The sequence below is a fragment of the Microbacterium sp. GXF6406 genome, assembly GCF_054798215.1.
On sequence record NZ_JBSJZH010000015.1, the window covers coordinates 48,927 to 67,436 of the forward strand.

General features: G+C 64.7%; 15 protein-coding genes. 4 read left to right on the forward strand and 11 right to left on the reverse strand.

Going from position 1 to position 18,510, the window contains the following annotated elements:
- Positions 1–32: 32 nt before the first annotated feature.
- Positions 33–635 (forward strand): GNAT family N-acetyltransferase, encoded by a 603-nt coding sequence (locus ACWAUG_RS09755; RefSeq protein WP_298039878.1) that lies wholly within the window; start codon positions 33–35, stop codon positions 633–635.
- 48 nt (positions 636–683) lie between these two features.
- Here ACWAUG_RS09755 and ACWAUG_RS09760 read toward each other — a convergent pair whose 3' ends face one another.
- From ACWAUG_RS09760 to ACWAUG_RS09780, 5 genes are all read right to left on the reverse strand, one after another.
- The gene (locus tag ACWAUG_RS09760; protein ID WP_460802293.1) at positions 684–2,981 is read right to left on the reverse strand and encodes a glycoside hydrolase family 3 protein; all 2,298 of its coding nucleotides are present in this window, start codon (positions 2,979–2,981) and stop codon (positions 684–686) included.
- 253 nt (positions 2,982–3,234) lie between these two features.
- Positions 3,235–3,441 (reverse strand): hypothetical protein, encoded by a 207-nt coding sequence (locus tag ACWAUG_RS09765; protein ID WP_298039873.1) that lies wholly within the window; start codon positions 3,439–3,441, stop codon positions 3,235–3,237.
- Between the two features lie 22 nt (positions 3,442–3,463).
- On the reverse strand, positions 3,464–4,792 hold the full coding sequence (locus tag ACWAUG_RS09770; RefSeq protein ID WP_460802294.1) for a threonine/serine exporter family protein: 1,329 nt from the start codon (positions 4,790–4,792) through the stop codon (positions 3,464–3,466).
- A gap of 30 nt (positions 4,793–4,822) precedes the next feature.
- A complete protein-coding gene (locus tag ACWAUG_RS09775) occupies positions 4,823–6,997 on the reverse strand; it encodes a YhgE/Pip domain-containing protein (RefSeq protein ID WP_460802295.1) in 2,175 nt (724 codons plus the stop codon).
- The gene (locus tag ACWAUG_RS09780; RefSeq protein WP_460802296.1) at positions 6,994–9,165 is read right to left on the reverse strand and encodes a YhgE/Pip domain-containing protein; all 2,172 of its coding nucleotides are present in this window, start codon (positions 9,163–9,165) and stop codon (positions 6,994–6,996) included. The genes ACWAUG_RS09775 and ACWAUG_RS09780 overlap by 4 nt, the downstream gene beginning before the upstream one ends.
- Before the next feature lie 168 nt (positions 9,166–9,333).
- On the opposite strand from ACWAUG_RS09780, the gene ACWAUG_RS09785 reads away from it, so the two are divergent.
- Entirely contained in the window at positions 9,334–10,254 is a 921-nt protein-coding gene (locus ACWAUG_RS09785) for a multidrug DMT transporter permease (protein ID WP_460802297.1), read from the forward strand.
- Positions 10,255–10,303: 49 nt separating this feature from the next.
- Here the strand turns inward: ACWAUG_RS09785 and ACWAUG_RS09790 are convergent, their stop codons facing one another.
- The 3 genes from ACWAUG_RS09790 to ACWAUG_RS09800 form a co-directional block, all read right to left on the reverse strand.
- Complete coding sequence (locus ACWAUG_RS09790; protein WP_460802298.1) at positions 10,304–11,386, reverse strand: linear amide C-N hydrolase; 1,083 nt, start codon at positions 11,384–11,386, stop codon at positions 10,304–10,306.
- Between the two features lie 61 nt (positions 11,387–11,447).
- A complete protein-coding gene (locus ACWAUG_RS09795; RefSeq protein WP_460802299.1) occupies positions 11,448–12,134 on the reverse strand; it encodes a hypothetical protein in 687 nt (228 codons plus the stop codon).
- Between the two features lie 76 nt (positions 12,135–12,210).
- Entirely contained in the window at positions 12,211–13,611 is a 1,401-nt protein-coding gene (locus ACWAUG_RS09800; RefSeq protein WP_460802300.1) for a glutamate decarboxylase, read from the reverse strand.
- A 292-nt stretch (positions 13,612–13,903) separates the two neighbouring features.
- On the opposite strand from ACWAUG_RS09800, the gene ACWAUG_RS09805 reads away from it, so the two are divergent.
- Complete coding sequence (locus tag ACWAUG_RS09805) at positions 13,904–15,115, forward strand: ATP-grasp domain-containing protein (protein ID WP_460802301.1); 1,212 nt, start codon at positions 13,904–13,906, stop codon at positions 15,113–15,115.
- Positions 15,116–15,176: 61 nt separating this feature from the next.
- Here the strand turns inward: ACWAUG_RS09805 and ACWAUG_RS09810 are convergent, their stop codons facing one another.
- Positions 15,177–16,133, reverse strand: coding sequence for an FUSC family protein (locus ACWAUG_RS09810; RefSeq protein WP_460802302.1), 957 nt, complete (start codon positions 16,131–16,133; stop codon positions 15,177–15,179).
- 229 nt (positions 16,134–16,362) lie between these two features.
- On the opposite strand from ACWAUG_RS09810, the gene ACWAUG_RS09815 reads away from it, so the two are divergent.
- Positions 16,363–17,475 carry a magnesium and cobalt transport protein CorA gene (locus ACWAUG_RS09815; protein WP_460802303.1) on the forward strand — a complete coding sequence of 371 codons (1,113 nt, stop codon included), beginning with the start codon at positions 16,363–16,365 and terminating at the stop codon, positions 17,473–17,475.
- A 69-nt stretch (positions 17,476–17,544) separates the two neighbouring features.
- On the opposite strand, the gene ACWAUG_RS09820 is transcribed toward ACWAUG_RS09815, so the two are convergent.
- Both ACWAUG_RS09820 and ACWAUG_RS09825 read right to left on the reverse strand, forming a co-directional pair.
- On the reverse strand, positions 17,545–17,700 hold the full coding sequence (locus ACWAUG_RS09820; protein WP_460802304.1) for a hypothetical protein: 156 nt from the start codon (positions 17,698–17,700) through the stop codon (positions 17,545–17,547).
- A gap of 120 nt (positions 17,701–17,820) precedes the next feature.
- Complete coding sequence (locus ACWAUG_RS09825; protein ID WP_460802306.1) at positions 17,821–18,495, reverse strand: isopeptide-forming domain-containing fimbrial protein; 675 nt, start codon at positions 18,493–18,495, stop codon at positions 17,821–17,823.
- Between the last annotated feature and the right edge of the window lie 15 nt (positions 18,496–18,510).

Consider the following 18,510-nt stretch of genomic DNA (forward strand, 5'->3'; position numbering starts at 1 on the left):
TCAGAGTAGATCAGGGTCGCTAGATTGGGCTGATGACTTTCCTCGTCGAGCCCGCGCCCGTCACGCTCACCGGTTCCCTCGTGGAGCTGCGGCCGTTGTCGGCCGAGCATCACGACGGTCTCGTCGAAGCCGTTCAGGAGGAAGACCTCTGGCAGACGGCCTGGTACACCTCTGTTCCCGCCCCTGACAAGGTGCGCGATGAGATCGCCCGCCGGCTCGCTTTGAGCGAGAAGGGCGAGATAGTGCCGTTCACCGCGGTCGATGCATCCGGGCGGATCATCGGGATGACGAGCTTCTACGATCTCGATGGCCTCGTCCCCCGGTTGCACATCGGTTACACCTGGAACCGGCCCTCCGCGCACGGCACGGGGACCAACGCCGAGTCCAAGCTCCTGCTCATGCAGCATGCCTTCGAGACCCTCGGCGTGTACCGCGTGGGTTTGACGACGCAGTGGGTCAACCACCAGTCGCGCACGGCCATCGAAAGGCTCGGGGCGAAGCAGGACGGCGTGATGCGTGCGATCACCCGCTATCGAAACGGAGCGCTGCGCGACAGCGTCGAGTACTCGGTGCTCGAGCCCGAGTGGCCCGCCGTCCGCGCCACGATCGAAGGACGCCTCGCACGCCGACGCTGACGATGCCGCCCGGGGAACGTCCCGGGCGGCATCGTCGGGCGTATCGGGTCAGCCCTCGTAGGTGAGCCCGAATCCGTAGGGGAAGAGCGCGCCGTCGGCCGTCTCGTCGTACCCCGGAGTGTCGGGGTTCTGCTCGATCACAGCGGCGGCCGTGCCGGCCAGCGCGAAGGGCAGACGTCCCTGCGGGGCGAAGTCGCCGGAGACGATGTCCATGAGCGCCGTCGTGGAGTTTCCGAAGTTGGCCATCACGGCTCCGGCATCGCGCAGGCCACTGGCCTCGTCGAGGACGAAGGGCTGACGGAAGTAGATGTCGAGGATCGTGTTCTCCGCACCGACCTCATCCATCACCTTCTGCACGACGTCGAGGGCGGGGGTCACCTCCCAGGAATCGGCGCCGGACATTCCCGTGAAGTCGATCACGCTCGACTCCCACGGGAACGAGCCGCCGAAGCGCAGACCGGTATCCGTGCACTTCTCAGCGCCCGCGGCGACGCAGGCGTCGCCCGCCCCGTAGAGACTCGCCCCATCGAGGCCCGTGACGCCATCGATGACGCTGGGGTTGACGTGCACCGGGTTGAGGCCGGTCCCCGGGTCATCGCTCGCATAGGTATCGGTCCCCACGTTGCGCGCGGTCATCGAGACGAGGGCGACATCGGCATCGGCTGCCGTGCGCGACTCCTCCGGGTCGTTCCCGTCGATAAAGGCGAAACCGGATGCCTCGACCGCTGCCGCATCGACGTTGCCGAGCACGTAGATGGTCTCGTCCCCGCCCAGCGGCAGGAGCCCGTCGGAGTTCTGGAGGAGGACGGTCGACTTCCGCTGCAGGTCGATCGCCGTCTCCCGGTGCGCATCGCTGCCGATCGTGGCATCCGCCAGCTCTGCGTCGACATAGGGGTTCTCGAAGAGCCCCATGTCGAACATCGGCGCGAGCAACCGCTCCGCCGCGAGCGTCACGCGATCCTCGGTGATGAGTTCCTCATCGACGAGGTCCGTGATGGTGGCGACATCGTGGAAGCCGGAGAGCGTGTCGGTTCCGCTGTTGATGGCGGCAGCCACGCGCTCGGGCACGGTCGCTTCCTCCAGGCCCCGCGCGCGGTCGTTGATGATGCCGGTGTCGGAGTTCACGTAGCCCGTGAAGCCCATCTGATCGCGCAGCAGACCGTTGACGACCTGGTCGGAGAACGCCATGCCGACCTCGTCGTAGTCCACGCCCTCATAGGTGACGTCGACGGGCACGCCGTAGTACGGCATGATCGACGAGACACCCGCGTCGATCGCGGCCTCGAACGGCGCGAGGTGGTATCCGAAAGCGTCGCCCGGATAGACCTGTGCCTTACCGAACGAATAGTGCGGGTCCAGGCCCCGATCCTGCGGCCCACCGCCCGGGAAGTGCTTCATCGTCAGCGCAACCGAGGTATCGGGGCTCAGGGAGTTTCCATCCTCACCCACCTCGCCCTGCAGGGATTCGACGAGCTGGCGGGCGATGTTGGCGCCGAGATCGGCATCCTCGGTGAACGTCTCGTGCGTGCGGTACCAGCGGGGCTCGGTCGAGAGATCGGCCATGTAGCCGTACATGCCGCGCAGTCCGATCGAGGCCCATTCATCGCCCATGACCGTTGCGAACTCGTCGACGACCGTCATATCGCCGTCCGTCGCTTCACCGGTGGCGAGCGCCTGCTCTCCGAGGGCTGCGGCAGCGATGCCGGCTTCCTTCCGGAAGGCCGCGAACGCCCCGGCGGACTCGTTGATGCCCGCTCGCGCCTGCGGGTCGATGTGATTTCGCGCGTTGGACTTGTAGAGCACGGGGATCCCGAGACGGGTCGCCTCGCTCTGCTCCTGAACCTGATTCATGAACTCGGCGGCCTCGGACGGCGTGACGACCACATTCGTCGCGAAGCCGCCCTCACCCGCCTCGCAGGCTTCCCGCTCCCCCGCATCGACGACGTTGCGGAAGATGAACCGATGCATGAGCTGCTCGCCGATGTAGTCATCGGCGAGCTCCGGAACCGTGCCGAAGGTGTTCGAATCGACATCGCACGAGGCGTTGAGCGTGTCGATCAGCATGAGCCCGGCCTTCTCCTCGAGCGTCATCTGGCCGACGAGGTCGGCGACACGGTCCTCGACCGGGAGGCGCCAGTCCTCATAGCGATCGAGCTGATCGTTCGCGTTGAGGTCCTTGAACTCGGTGCCGTCGACGGTGATGATCTCCTTCACCCGCGACTCGAGGTCGGCCGCGTCGGGGGTGTCATCCGCGGCGGTGCATCCGGTGAGGACGAGACCGACGGGCAGAGCGAGCGCGACGAAAGCCGTCGCGCGTCTCCGGATTCCCGGGGAGGAAAAACGCATGGGAAGTTCTCCTTCGAACTGGGCAGCATACGGATCAGCATCCGAATGCCCTCAGCCTCAGGGAGCGTCATCACAGCAGCAAACGATTGCCGCCAGTTGCCCCTGTGCCCATCGACGGCCGAGCCCAGCCGGCACGAATGCGGCAACAGGCGACAAACGGATGCCACTGCTGCTCACCCCGTGCCGGTGTCCGGGCACACAAAAGCCCGCTGGGAGGCCGAAGCATCCCAGCGGGCTCGATGAAGCTCTGTCGTCAGTGCGCCGACGGGCCGCCGTCCCAGTTGTCGGCGCGACGCGTCGCGCTACCGCGTTCGCGCATGATCCATGCCATCGACAGGGTGACGGCCGTGAGGCCTGCGCAGAACATGAGCGCCTCGAAGCCCTCGATGTCGAATGCGTATCCCATCAGCAGGAGCCCGCCGAGGAACAGGACCAAGAAGATGATGAAGCTGAAGATCACGGCTGCCTCCTGTAGTGAATGCTCAGTCCAGGATACCCGGATGAGAAGCCCCGCGCCCGCCATGCCATGCTCGCGCGATATCGCCCGTATCGCGGCTGATCCCGGTTCCGATCACCATGCCGATCGCGATCGCGAACACTCCGCCGATCGTCTGCAGCAGGGCTCCCCCGCCACCGGACGCGCCGACCACCGTTTCGCTCAGGCCGATGAAGCCGAGCGTTCCCGGCACCATCATCCAGTAGGCGCAGGTGAGCATCACCGCGGGCTGCGGGGCACGGGCGATATGCGAGACGAGGTAGATCGTCGGCACGGCGATGAGCGCCCCCACGAGTCCGGACAGCGTGGCTCCGAGAAGCATGTGCCCCAGGAGCTGGCCCGCATAGGCGATGCTCAGCGCGAACAGGATCCACAGCAGTGACCCCTTCGGCGCGACGGAGTACAGGTAATAGCCCACGGCGACGAGCACGATCCCCACCCAGGGCGCCCACGCACCCAGCCGATCGCCGGAAGACGTGTGCGGGTGGGAGATCCCCGTGACCACGATGCCCAGATACAGCCCGAATGCGAGCAGGGCCAGAGTCGCGAATCCGTAGAGCAGACGGCTCGCCCCGGCGATGATCTGACCGTTCGTCAGCTCGACGGTGGCGATCGTGAGCGTGAGCCCGGGAAGCAGACTGGCGATCGCCGGCGTCACCAGGCTCAGCATGCTCTGGCTCGCCATCTCCGGGGCGACCAGGCCGGATCCGACCGTGACCGCGAAGGCCGCGATCACGGGAAGGACCAGCGCCAACGTGCTCACGCGCGACCCCAGCAGCACCAGCAGCCCCACGAGCAACCCCGACGCGGCATACAGCGGAAGAGCCGGCAGGGTGGGGCTCAGCACGAGCCCGAAACCGACGGTGAGCAGCACATGCCCCAGCAGAGAGGCCCAGAATCCGAATCGCGGTGGCGTGCGGGCGATCTCGCCGATCTCGGCGGCCACGTCACCCGGCGGCGTCATCTCGGCCGCAGCCCGGTGGATCAGCCTCTCGATCGCATCGACCTGGTCGAGGCGCAGCGGTTTCTGGTTCGCGTCGAAGACCGATGTCGTGACGGGCTCCGACCGCGGATCCTCGATCATCACCAGGGTCGGCAGCACGATGACGCGCAGCTCCGTGTTGCCGTAGGTCGCCGCCAGCGACTTCAGGGATGCCGCGACCTCGTTCGTCGGTTGGGAGCCCGCGAGCAGCATCCGCCCGAGAACTCCCAGCATTCCGACCAGCTGCGCATGCTGCTCACCGGTCGGAGCGGCGACATCGCTCGTCTTCAGGACGGCGAGCGCGCGTTGCACGCGTGTGCGCCGAAGATCCATTCCACTCCCCCTCGATATCGGCCGGACGGATCACATGAGCTTCGTCGACTGCAGCATCTTCTCCATCTTGCCGTTCACCCCGATCAGCGGCTTGCGCAGCAGCAGTCCCAGCAGGAGCATCGGCAGCACGAAGGCCAGCAACAGGAGCATCGAGATCCAGTAGTCGCCCTGGTAGATGCCCGCCAGCGCCGCGCGGAACGCATCGATCGAGTGGGTTCCCGGCAGGAACGGACTGACGTTCTGGAACCACTGCGGCAGGAGCGCGAGCGGATACGCGCCACCGGCACCCGCGACCTGGATCACCAGAAGGAACACCGCCAGCGCCTTACCGGCATCGCTGAACGAGACGACGAGCGTGTAGATGACGAACGTGAAGACGAGCGAGGTCACCCATCCGACGAGCATGAACAGGAACGGATGCACCGGCTCGAGCCCGACGATGAAGATGTTCCCGAGGAAGACCAGCGTGCTCTGCATGAGCCCCAGCACCGCGAAGAGGCCGTAGCGTCCGAGGAACTGCTGGTGCAGCTGCAGCTTCGGCTCCGTGTCGTCCTTCCGCTCCGCCGGAGCCACGCGCAGCGTGACGCACAGCAGCAGCGCTCCGACCCACAGCGACAGGGTGGAGTACAGCGGAGCCATGCCCGCGCCGAAGCTCACCACGGGGTACACCGGGATGCGGTCCAGACCGATCGGCTGCGACAGCGCGGTCGCCAGAACCGAAGGGTTCGATCCGATGATCTTGCTGATCTCGCCGAAGTCGCCCGAGTCAATCGCCTTCGAGAGGAGCCCGGCGACGCGGTCGGCCTCATCCGCGGCATCCCCCAGTGCGCTGGCCAGCTCTCCGTTCTCGGTCGCGGCGTTCGTGAGCATCTCCGTCACGCCGCTCGCGGTCGAGCCGAGTCCGGCGACGTCGGAGGCGATGCCGCCCAGGCCCGAACTCACCGCGGTGAGGGTCTGGGCCAGTTCGTCCAGGGTGGGCTTCACATCGTTTGTGAACACCGCACCCGCGTTGTCGAGCGCCGACTGCGCCCCGACGATCCGCTGATCGATGTCCGAGCGGAACTGCTGTACATCGGCGTTGCCCTGCACGACGGCATCCGCTTCCTGCTGAAGCCTCGCCTGCAGATCCCGCTCTTCCGCGAGTGCCGTATCGAGGCTCTCGAGCACGGCCTCGAAAGAGGGGATGTCCTCCTCCGGCAGGTTCGGCTGCACGTCCTCGACGAGACGCGCGCGCAGCTCCTCGTGCCGCTCGATGAGCGTGCCGAGATCATCGACCAGGACGCCGATCGAGTTCGTGGTGGTCGTCGCCCCGGCGTCGAGCCCGGAGAATACCCGGTCCACTGCCGAGGAGAACTCGCCCAGCTGCGTGGATCCTGCTTGGAACGCCGCGGCGAGCAGCTCGCTCGCCCGGATGATCGCCTGGTCCGCATCGGCTGCGGCCGTGAGCCCGTCCTGCACGGTGCCGGTCGCGGTGGAGAATTCGGATTCGACCGTGCCGAGCAGGCTAGCTCCGCCCTCGACCAGGGGGATGCTGGCCTCGAGGATGCCGGTGAACATCGTCGCCGTGCCGGATGCTGCGCGCAGCTGCGCCCCGACATCACTGATGTGCGCTTCGATCCTCGTGAACGCCGCCTGGGATTCCGGGCTGCCGAGGTTGTCCGTGATGGACGACACCAGGCTCAGCGCGATGTCGCTGAGCTCCTTCATGAACTGCGAGTTGATCTTCGCCGTCAGGTCGTCGGCGCCCTCGCTGGTGATCAGCGGCGCGAGGGGGTTCGACTTGTCGTTGGTGTAGTACTCGATCTGCGTCTGCTTCGATCCTGCCGTGTAGAAGGTCAGCATCCGTTCGCTGAAGTCCTTCGGGAGGACCATCGCCGCGTAGTACTCACCGGATTCGGTTCCGGCGACCGCATCCTCCTTCGTCGTGATGACCCAGTCGAGCTGGTCGTTGGCGCGCAGCGCCGATTCGACGAGGCTTCCGACGTTCAGGTGGAGCGGCACCAGTGGACTCGTGTAGCCCTCATCGACGCTCGCGACCGCGACCTTGAGGTTCTTGGTGTTGTCGAACGGCTCCCAGCTGCCGATCACGTTCAACCAGGTGAACGCCGACGGGATGACGACCAGACCGCACAGCACGATGACCGCCATCACGCTACTGGTCGCGCGACGCAGATCCGACCGGAACTGCTGCCAGATGCCCCTCATCGCTTCGACTCCAGTTCCATCAGTTCCTCGCGGAGTCTGTCTTCGGGCATATCCCCCACCTCAACGGACAGCCGCAGGCTGTACCGGATATATTCGAGTGCGACCAGTGCGATGAAGACCAGGATCAGCCAGAGGATCCACAGTCCGACGAATTCGATCTTGGCACTGGGCACGAGGATCGACAGCGCGGCCAGCACCAGCATTCCGAGTACGCCGGCGGCCACGATCCCCTTCAGGATGCTGCGATACGACCGTGCGAACGGCCGGGCGCGCTTCTGCAACCGCTCGTTGTAGCGGGCGCGGTCGGCGAGTGCACGCAGAACATGGTTCACGCGGTAGCCGCGCCCCGTCGGTGCGCCGTCCTCGCTCGTGAACAGTTCCGTGTCGCGCACCTGCGTGGTGAAAAGGCGGGTGACGTTGGCGAAGTGCCGGCGCATCACGAGCCCGAGGAAGAACGACAGCGCGACGAAGATCGCCAGCATGCCGAGGTACTTCCAATAGGCGAGCCCCGCGAACCCGCTGATCACCTCCCGCATGGCGTCGATGCCGTAGGTGAACGGGAAAAAGGGGTACAGCGATTGGAAGAACTCCGGCATGAGTTGGATCGGATAGATGCCGGAGGCCCCGGGGATCTGCATGATCACGAGCAGGACGGCCAACCCCTTGCCCACGTAGCCGAATGTGACCGACAGTGCGTAGATCACGCTGAGGTAGGCCAGACCGATGAGGATCGGGGTGATGGTGAACGCGAACACGTTGACGTGCTGCACGCCGATGATCATGTTTCCGATGCTGAGGACGATCGCCTGCAGCACCGCGATGCATGCGAACAGCGACCAGCGGCCCATGTACTTCTGACGCTCCGTGAGATCGGGGATCTCGTCCTCATCGACATCGAGGCGGAGGATCACCACGAGCACGAAGGCCCCGATCCACAGCGACAGATTGATGAACAGCGCCCCCATGAGAGAACCGTAGGCCGGCGTCGGGAAGATCGTGTGCTGGTCGACCTTCACGGGAGTCGCCAGGAAAGCGGCGATCTGCTCCGGATCGAGGTTCGTCAACGCCTCGAGGTCCTGGAACAGCGCGACGCCGCCGAGGGTCTGCAGATCGGAGATCGCAACGGACATATCGCCCTCGACGGCCGCGAGGCTCGCATCGAGACTCCCCAGAGCGGTCGCCGTCTGGGCGAGCTGCTGGTCCAGTCCCTGGATCAGCACCGCGGACTGTCCGAGGATCGCCTGCTGCGCTTGGACAGCGGCGAGGATCGCGCTGGATGCTGCGCTCACGCGTCCGACGGCTTCGAGGGCGCCGGACGCCGCCTGACCGACCTCGGCCGATCCGATCACATAGCCGGTCGTCGCCTCGCCCGCCAGGCGCAGCAGCTCGCTCTGCGCGCTCGCGGCGAGCGCGTTCACATCGGTGAGCGTCGTCTGCGCATCACCGAGGATGACGTCGATTTCACCGAAGACGCCCTCGTTGCGCTGCAGCCCGGCACGGGCGTCGCTGATCTTGCCCTCCAGCGCCCCCAGCGTCCCGCGTGTCTGGGCGATCACTGCGGAGACCGACTGCAGATCGCTGATGACCTGGGCCTCGGCGGCCGCGAGGTCCTCCTCGGCCACTTCGCTGCCCTCGCGGATCGCGGTGGCGACGGTCTCGGCGACCTGCTGCGTGAAGGCATCGGTGACCTGCGTCTGCAGGGTCGTGGCGCCGGTATCGGTGATCTCCGGCGCGACGCCGTTCTCCTTCTCGTTCACGTAGTAGAGGAGCTTCGGCTGGGTGAAGTCGCCGGTCGTGATGCTGAGCAGATCGGCGGAGAAGGTCTCCGGCACGACGAAGGCGGCGAAGCTCTCGCCGCTGTGCACGGAGTCCATCGCGGCCTCCTCCGAGAGGAAGTGCCAGCCGAGGTCGTCGTTGTCCTTCAGTTTCGCGACGAGCTGATCGCCGACGTTGATCTCGCCCACGAGCGAATTCGAGGCGCCCTCATCGAGATTGACGACCGCAATGCTGAGATCCTTCGTATTGTCGAAGGGATTCCAGAAAGCCGTGATGTTGAACCAGGCGTACAGAGAGGGGGTGATGAGCGCTCCGCCGATGATCACTAATGCAAGAGGAACTCGCACAAGACGCTTCACATCGCGTTTGAGAACTCGCCAAACATTCCTCATTCAATCGCCCCTCAACGCATCCGGTCTTTCTCAGCACTTCTGCGCACTACCCTAGTGGCAGAAATATTCTTCGGCCGCCCGCGTGAACAAAATGCCTACCCGAACTCGGCGCGCGTGCATGGATAGACTGACTCCGCCCGCGGCCGTCCAGCGTTGAGAGGTATTCCGTTGTCACACACCACCATGCACCTGCTGGGGATCGGTCTGGCAGTGCTTTCTGCCGCGGCACTGTCATTCGGCAATTTCTGGCAGGCAAAAGGCGTTATGGTCGCCACCGCGAATACGGGCACCCGGAAACTGTTCCTCACCATGCTGCGCACTCCCATCTGGCTGCTCGGCACGGTCTTCTACGGCATAGCGATCCTGCTGCAGATCTCCAGCCTCGCCTTCGCGCCGCTCATGCTCGTTCAGCCCATCGGCATCCTCGCCCTCGTCTTCGCCGTCTTCCTCGGAGCGAAGGCGACCGGAACGATGCCCACGCGCGGCATCTACCGCGCGGTATCGCTCAGCCTGATCGGCGTCATCGCGTATGTGATCATCGCCTCGCAGGTGAGCAAGCAGAAGGCCATCACGGATGCCGAGCTCATCGGCATCCTCATCGCGCTGTGCGTCGCACTCGTGCTCGCCGGCGCCGTCTTCCTCATCGGCAGGGCCACCTCGCGTCTGACGCCGATCATCTATGTGCTGTTCGGCGGTCTCTTCTCCGCCTTCGTCGCGGCTCTCGGGAAGACCGTGATCCTCCGGGTGCAGGCCGACTTCGCCGGGCACAGCTTCCACCTGGACGGCGAAGGCATCCTGACGCTGTTCTGCCTCCTCGGCGTCGGCGTCGCATCGGGCCTGTCCATCTATTTCGTGCAGAAGGCCTACACGTGCAATCCCTCGGATGTCGTCGTCGCCGGCACCACCGTCATCGACCCCGCCGTCTCCGTCTTCATCGGCATCGTGATCCTGCATGAGGCGACGAACGCACCGATCTGGTCGCTCCTCGCGATCGCCGCAGCGGGAATCATCGCGACCATCGGCGTCTTCCTCCTCGCTCGGGAAGAGGGCGCCGCAGAGGTTGCCCCCGTGCCGACCGCAAAAAAGTAGGCGCCACCTTCTCGGGTGACGCCTACTCCTCTGAACGCAGGTGCTGGGGTCAGCCTGCGAGCGAGGGCTTCAGGGCCTTGAGCCCCTTGGCCAGCTGAGCGAATTCGTCCTGCTTGCGCGCGACGAACTCGAGTGCCTGACGGCCGGTTTCGACGAGGTCCAGACCGAGCTCGCCGACCGCTTCGAACTTGTGGCTGCAGTCGCCGGCGAGGCCGCCCTCGAGGGAGAGCTTGCTGATCAGGTCGAGCTTGAGGATCTCGGTGCCCTCCTTGAAGCTCATCTTCTCGAAGTCGACCCAAACGATGTTCGGACGGGTCGTCGACTCGAACGCATAGCGCTTGTTGGTCATGTCGGCGACGACCTGCCAGATCGTCTGCGAGGCGTCCGGCTTGCCGGGCTCCGGCGTGCGGAAGGGCTGCGCGGCGTTGCGGATGATGCTGAACATCGCCGCCATCGCCTGCAGCTGGTTCTTCGGCTGCACCTGGTGCTCCACGTAGTACGAGGCGCGGGCGAAGCGGTCGGACGCCAGGGTCGAGCCGGGAAGCGGCTTCTCGCCTCCGAGACCGTCGATCTCCTTGACGAGCTCGAGCTGCTTGTCGAAGGTCGGGGAGTTCGTCATGACCTTGTAATCACGGCTGTGATAGACATCCGCCTTGCCATCCGTGTACTCGATGATCGCCGAGTCGCCGGTCGCATCGTTCAGCGCGAGGTGCAGCGTCGGCACCATGTGGCCCGTCGGGTCGAAGAGCTGGGCGATGCGGACGTCGTTCTCCGTTGTCCACTCCACTGCTTCCGCGACCGTCGCGAAATTGTCGAGGTAGTACTGCAGCCAGACCGACTGGCTCAGCTGCAGGTCGGATTCCTCCGGCTTGCCGTAATTCGACTCCGCCAGCCACAGGATGTGTCCGGCGAGGCCTTCCTCATTCATGCCGTCCGTGGCGATCAGGTCGAATGCGGTCGCAATGACGCTGCCGTATTTGGACGTCCACGTGAGCTTTCCGTTGGCGCCGTCCTTGCGCTCGATTCCTCGCGGCATCTTCCACAGGTTGGTGAGCAGATCCATGTGGAAATCCATGTTTCGGCCGACGATGACCGAGCCATTCGCATCAGGCCAGAGTACTCGTGTGCACATGTGTTGGGATCCCTTTCTTCTGATGCTGCGGGAACGCAGCGTCAACTGGTCGTGAAAATTTTCATGCGGCAATAGGCCGCGAGAACTGCTGTGCGCGGTTCCACGGCATCTGCGGTAGTGCGATGACGGATGCCCCGACGAAGCAGAGCGCACCGATGAATGTTCCCCAATTCGCGATTCCGGCATTCTTCGTGGAACCGTCGTTCAGGATGAACGCCCCCACGGCGGAGATTCCGAATGCGATGCAGCCGATCATGTTGACATGCGCGGACCACCATCCGGGTTGCTTCGGCCCCCAGAGAGTGTCTTCATCCCGGTAGAAGGCGACGTAGACGAAGAACGCACTGATGAGGAAGGCCGCGGAGCCGCCGGCATCCGGATTCCAGACGAAATGCTTCTCGACGGCAACGCTCTTCGCCGTGAGCGCCGTCGTGGTGCTCACGTTGAAGAGGATGGTGCCGAAGCTCTGCGTGGCGGCCGCCAACCATTCAGCACGGAATGCGCGCCCCTGCCCGGCACCCAAGCTCACCGTCGCATCCCCGCTGAGGAAAAGCTGGAAGAGTCCGGCTGTCGTGAAGAACCAGGCGCCGATGAAGCACACCCAGTTCGTGAACGCGACGCTCCCGAATCCCCAGATCGACGCGGCCGACCCGATCGCGAAGAGCGAGCCTCCGATGATGAAGTAAATGCTCTGCTTGGTCAGATTCGGGGTGAGGAACGGCGCTCTCGCGCTGTGCTTCGTGGTCATCGATGATTCCGTTCGGGTCCGCTGCTACCGGTGGTGGGTGCCATGTATCGGCGCCCACCACCGGTGCACTCAGTCGTCAGTGCGCGAAGGCCTGGCGCTTAGCCTCACGGGGAAGCGGCGACTCCAGGCTCTGGAGGAATGCAACCTCCTCCTTGATCGCGGTCAGCAGCGTGCTGGCGAGGTCCTTGCTGAGGTCCGAGCGGACGACGATGCGCTGCACGATCATGTCGGCAATGTCATCGGGCATCGGGTAGGCCGGAACGAGCCAGCCGCGCATGCGAAGTCGGTCGGCCAGGTCGTGAAGGTCCCAGTTGCGCTCCCCCGCGGTCAAGCGCCAGGCGAACACGGGAATCGTGTCGCCCTTGCTGATGAGCTCGAAGTCCGGCAGCTTCGCGATCTCGGAGGACAGGTAGGTCGCGACGTCGATCGAGCCCTGCTGGATCGACGTGTAGCCCTCGCGGCCGAGGCGGAGGAACTGGTAGTACTGCAGGAGCACCTGTGCGCCCGGGCGCGAGAAGTTGAGCGCGAGGGTCGGCATGTCGCCCCCGAGGTAGCTGACGTGGAAGATCAGCGTCTCCGGGCAGACGGCCTTGTTGCGCCAGACGACCCAGCCGACACCCGGGTAGACGAGCCCGTACTTGTGCCCGGAGGTGCTGATGGAGTTGACCCGGTCGACACGGAAGTCCCACTCGAGGTCGGGCTGGCAGAACGGTGCCACCATGCCGCCGGACGCACCATCGACGTGGATCTTCACGTCGATGCCCGTGTTGGCCTGGATCTCATCGAGCTTGGCCGCGATCTCCTTGACCGGCTCGTACAGGCCGGTGTAGGTCTGGCCGAGAATCGCGACGACACCGATCGTGTTCTCGTCGACGTACTTCTCGAGCTCGAAGCCGTCGAGCACGAGGTGATCCTCGGTGACCGGCACGTAGCGGGCTTCGACATCCCAGTAGTTGCAGAACTTCTCCCAGACGACCTGGACGCCGGCGGAGAGGATGAGGTTCGGCTTCTCGGTCGACTTGCCCTCGGCCTTGCGGCGCTCCTGCCACAGACGCTTGAGCGCGAGTCCGCCGAGCATGCAGGCTTCGGAGGACCCGATGGTCGACGTGCCGATCGTGTCGTCCGGGTTCGGAACGTTCCACAGGTCTGCGATGATCCGCCAACAGCGATCCTCGATCTCCGCGGTCGCCGGGTATTCATCCTTGTCGATCATGTTCTTGTCAGCTGCTTCGACATACAGCTTCTGCGCGTTCTCGTCCATCCACGTCGAGACGAACGTGGCGAGGTTCAGACGGGAGTTGCCATCGAGCATCGCCGAGTCGTGCACGATCTGATAGGCCGTGTCCGACTCCATCATGCTGGTGGGCATTTTGAACTTCGGGAGGACGGATGCCTCTCCGGGGCGCGTGAAGACCGGGGCGAGTTCGACCGAGGCATCGGAGCTCTGCTCGGAAGCGATGCGGAAACGTTCTGACATGGGTATTCCTCTCGGGAATGACAGCGGGATTTCGGGAATGCTGAAGGAGCACAACAGCAGACCAATCGGAACAACTGTGCGCGCAAATGAATATCAAGAAAATGCGCGAGCTATACCCTCACCCCCCGGTGCGTCAGTTCGATTACGCCGCCACACTAGCAGTGCCCTCGGATCTTTTGGCAAATTTTCTGCAACGACGCCTCCGCGAGCTCATGGCTCACCCTTGGGGCCCCACTATCCGCTAGGGTCGTGCGTGAAATGTTTATGCACCACTGTTTTGAGAGGACGCTCGATGCGCATCCTGGTAACCAGTTCTCGTAATACGTTCGCCCTCGACATCATCCGCAAGCTCGGCAGCACTGGTCACTATGTCGTCGCAGCCGACACGTTCTCAGGTGCGATGGGCAGCCACTCGCGCTTCCTCGCAGCGCACGAAGTCACGGCTTCTCCGCGATTCGAGACCGACAAATTCATCGAGGATGTGAACCGGATCGTCACTGCGCATCAGATCGATCTGATCATCCCGACGTTCGAGGAGGCCTTCTACCTCGCAGCCCGCGAGCACGACCTCCCCGAGGGCGTCCGCCTGTTCGCCGGAAAATTCGGCGCTCTGGCTCAGCTCCACGACAAGGGCAGCTTCCAGCGCCTCGTCGAGCGCTCCGGCGTCCCGATCCCCGAGACCGTGGTCGTCTCGAACGAGGACGAGCTGCACGCGGCGATCGACCGCTTCCCCCAGTTCTTCGCCCGCGCCGTGTACTCGCGCGGCGGCGTCGGCCTCCTGACCAACACGGGCCCGCTCGCCGGCAAGATGTCGGTCGAGGACTGCCACCCCACCCCCGAGCAGCCGTGGCTGGTCCAGCCGTTCACCGACGGCCCCATGATCTGCACATACAGCGTCATCGTCGACGGCCGCGTGACCGCGCAGTGCACCTACAGCGCCCCCGAGCAGTGGGCGCACAGCACCGGCATCACCTTCCTCGCCGAGGACAGCACGAAGACCCTCGAGTACACCCAGAAGCTCGTCGACGAGCTCGACCCGAACTTCACCGGCCAGCTGTCCTTCGACTTCGTGAACCACCACGGCGAGCTCTACGCGATCGAGTGCAACCCGCGCCCGACGAACGGCGTGATCCTGCTGGAGACCGCCGAGTTCGTCGACGCGCTCACCGGAGACGTCGAGGAGCCGGTCGTGGTCGAGCCCGGCGTCGAGCGGCAGGTGCGTCTCGCGGTGCTCGCGGATGCTTTCACCGAGCCCATCAAGCACCTGAAGACGTCACTGCACGATCTTCTCCACGTGCACGACATCGGTCATGGCTGGCACGATTCTCTCGCCATGATGTGGGGACCGGCGGCCCTCGTGCACGGCGCGAAGCTCTCTCACGGCCAGAAGGTGGAGCTGCTCAAGGCCATGGGAGACGACATCGTCTGGAACGGCGAGCCGATCGTCGGCATGACCGAAGAGGATGCCGCCGAGCTGCTCGACGTGCACGCTCAGCGCATCTGATCCATCATCGAAAAGGAGCCGTGGGCGGGGTTTTCCCCACCCACGGCTCTTCTTGTCGTTCTCAGCGCTGTGAGCCCGCGAGCCCCAGGCGACCGTATCCGACGAAGTTGACGAGGAACGCCGCGATGACCGAGAGCCCTGCGCCGACGATGGTGAAGCCGAGCCGCTCGGCATCGAGCAGAAGGGTGCTCACATCGGAGGTGTCCATGAGGATCACCGCCGCGGTGAGCACGAGCGTGTACTGCCAGTAGGGCTTCTTCAGGAGCATGAAGACCACGCAGAGCCAGAGAGCCGGCACGGCGAGATAGATCATGACCCCCGCGGGGAGCACCAGTGCGACCAGCGTCACGAGGGTGAAGCCAGCGATCGTGCCGAGGACACGGCCGAACATCTTCTTCGGTTCGTACAGCTGCTGCGGATCCGCGAGAACGTACAGGGTGAGCGTGATCCACACCCAGTGCGTCTTGATCTCCGTCGTTGTTCCGATGACCATGACGGCCGCGGAGATGAGTCCGAGGATCGTGCCGTAGAGGAGCGCGATCTGCGGTTTCGGCGCCGGCTTCGGCGCCGGCTTCCGCCCGGGCGCCGCCAGCTGCAGGATGAGGATCGTCCACAGCCCGACCGCGAGCATGACGACGATCACGCCGACCACGTAGGCGAGGTCGATGACGGGCGGGTCGCGGAACAGCGCGGGCGGCTTGAGCATGAAGTACGGCACCAGGATCGGCAGCTGCAGCACCATCTTGCCGACGCCCCGTCCCGCGGCGTATCCGTAGAGGATGCCGAGGAGGATCAGCATGAGCGCGAGAATCCACGTGTGCTCGCGCAGAAGCACGGCGATCACCCCCAGCGCTGCCAGCGAAGCGACCACACCCATTCCGACGCGTGCTCCGCCGCTCATCCATCCGAAGGTCGCCGCGAGAACTCCGAAGAAGGCCACGGCCGTCACCCCGGGCACCCAGATCGATGCGATGAGCACCGGCAATGCGACGACGATCATGGCTACCAGCAGCTTCACGGCAAGAAGGATCGTGCTTTTCCTTCGTTTCTGCGCAGATGCCGTCTCTGCTGTTTCCCCCGACATACGTGCTCCTCCAGGCCAGTCTTATCAGTGCTCCGACATTAGCGCGGTTCAGAACCCGGCAGCCTCTTCTTTTCGCGTGAGCCGGAATATGACGCCCGATATTCGCTAGGCTTCCGCTCGAAGCGGTCCGGCTTCAAGGCAAATCATCTCGGGGGATATGGTCGTGCGAAAGACGTGGCTGGAATATTTGGGTTTCGAGGGGGCATCGCACCGGGAGCACGCAGCCGGAGACGATCCGGATTTCGTGCGCGGAAAGCTCGCACGCTATGTCGTCGATGGTTCGCCGACCCCTGTTCCCGCCGGCGTGGGCGTCGCCGGGGCGACCCGTTTCGCTCAGGCGAACTCCGGCCACATGGCGATGTTCCTCTACGCGAGTCCGACCCCTGAACAAATCGAAGAATTGGCCGAAGCATGGGACCTCCACCCTGTTCTCCAGCGAGACCTCCGGCACGCCGATCAGCGTCCCCGGCTCGATCGCTATGACGATACGCTCTTCCTCGTCGCGCACGCCGCACGCTATGTCGATGAGACAGAAGAAGTGGAGTTCGGCGAATTCCATATCCTTCTGCGGGCCCATGCCGTAGCAATCATCTGCCACAACGACGGCTGGGTCACCGCGGCATCCGCCCCGACAGCATCCGGTCGCGACAGCGTCGATTTCGGGCGCAGCCAGCGAGCCCTGCTCGCGGACCGGGCGCTGCTGAGCCAGGGGCCCCTCGCGGTCATCTCGCTTCTCCTCGGCACGATCGTCGATGGCTACGAACCCGTCATCCGCGGGATCACGAACGACAAGGAGCAGATCGAGCGCCAGGTGTTCAGCGGAGACCTCTCCGTCGCGGAGCGCATCTACCGCCTCAGCCGCGAGGTCGTGGAGATGCAGCAGGCGCTCGCATCGATGACGGATGCTGTGGAGACGCTGCGTTCCGAGGACGATGGAGACGACGCCGCCAACGACGAGGTCCAGACGCGCCTCGATGACGTCGCTGACCGCCTCGAGCGGGTTGCCAGTCGCGTCGGCATGCTCCGTGAAGCGCTCGCGCAGATCCTGAGCGTGAACGCCACGCTCGTGAACCAGCGTCAGAACGAGGACATGAAGAGGATCTCGGGCTGGGCGGCGATCCTCTTCGCCCCGTCGCTCATCAGCGGCCTCTACGGGATGAACTTCACGATCATGCCGGAGCTGAATTGGATCTGGGGTTATGGATTCGCGATCGGTCTGATGCTCGCTCTCGCGGTTCTCCTGTATGCCGTCTTCAAGCGCAGCAAGTGGATCTGAGCCACCCGCGATGACGAACGCCCCGGGGCGATGCGGAGCATCGGGCCACGGGGCGTTCGCCGTCATGCGTCAGTGGTGGGGCAGGCCCTCGTGACGGCGCTCATCCTGCGAGCCGATGTCGCTCACCCCACCGTCCTTGTCGAAAGCATCGTCGCGCTGCTCCTGACGGTGCTCGTCCTGCTTCTCGCGATCATCGCGCAGCTCTTCGTTCTTGTCGTGACCCATGATGCTCCGTTCATTTGTGGCCTCGTGGCCGACCATTCATCAGGAATATGTCCTCCCGATTCAGCGTTTCGAACACACGAATGCGGCTGCTCCTGATGGGGAAGTAGCCGCATTCTCGTGTCAGACCTCCTGTCGCCTGCGCACCCGTACAGCGATCGCAGCACCGGTGAGGATCATCAGCATGCTGAAGCCGATGATGACAGCCATGTCTCCTCCGGCCAGTCCCGTCGTCGCGAGCGCGACACCGACACGGTGCACGACCTGCTTGTCCGGCGGGGTCAGCGGATCGTTTCCGGGAGGCGTCGCCGATCCGGACACGCGGTTCTCGATCATCCCGGTCGACGCACCCGCCTTGACCGTCACCGAGTAGACGAGCTGGACGCTCTCACCCGGTTCGAGCGCTCCCGTCCAGGAGATCGTCTCCGCGGCAGCGTCGTATCGGATGCCGTCGGAGACGTCCCGATCTCCGATGACGGCCTTCGCGTCCCGGTTGTAGTCGGCGTGACCGAGCACACGATCCAGGTCGTCGGTGATGACCACCGGGTCCAGAACCGTACCGCCCGTGTTCGCTCCCGACACCGTGTAGGTGATGCTCTGGCCAGGACGAACGATCGATCCGCCGACCGGATCGGCCGTCTTGTCGATCTCGAACCCGGGCGCAGGAACCGGGTGCTCGGTCTCCGCCCGAGGCGGCGACAGCGGCGTGCTTCCCGGAGGCGTCCCGCTCGCAGTTTGAATCGGCCTGACTTTCGTTCCTATCGGGAGCCTTGTCCGGCAGGGGCCGGGTGGGCTGATTCCAGGCCAGCGTAA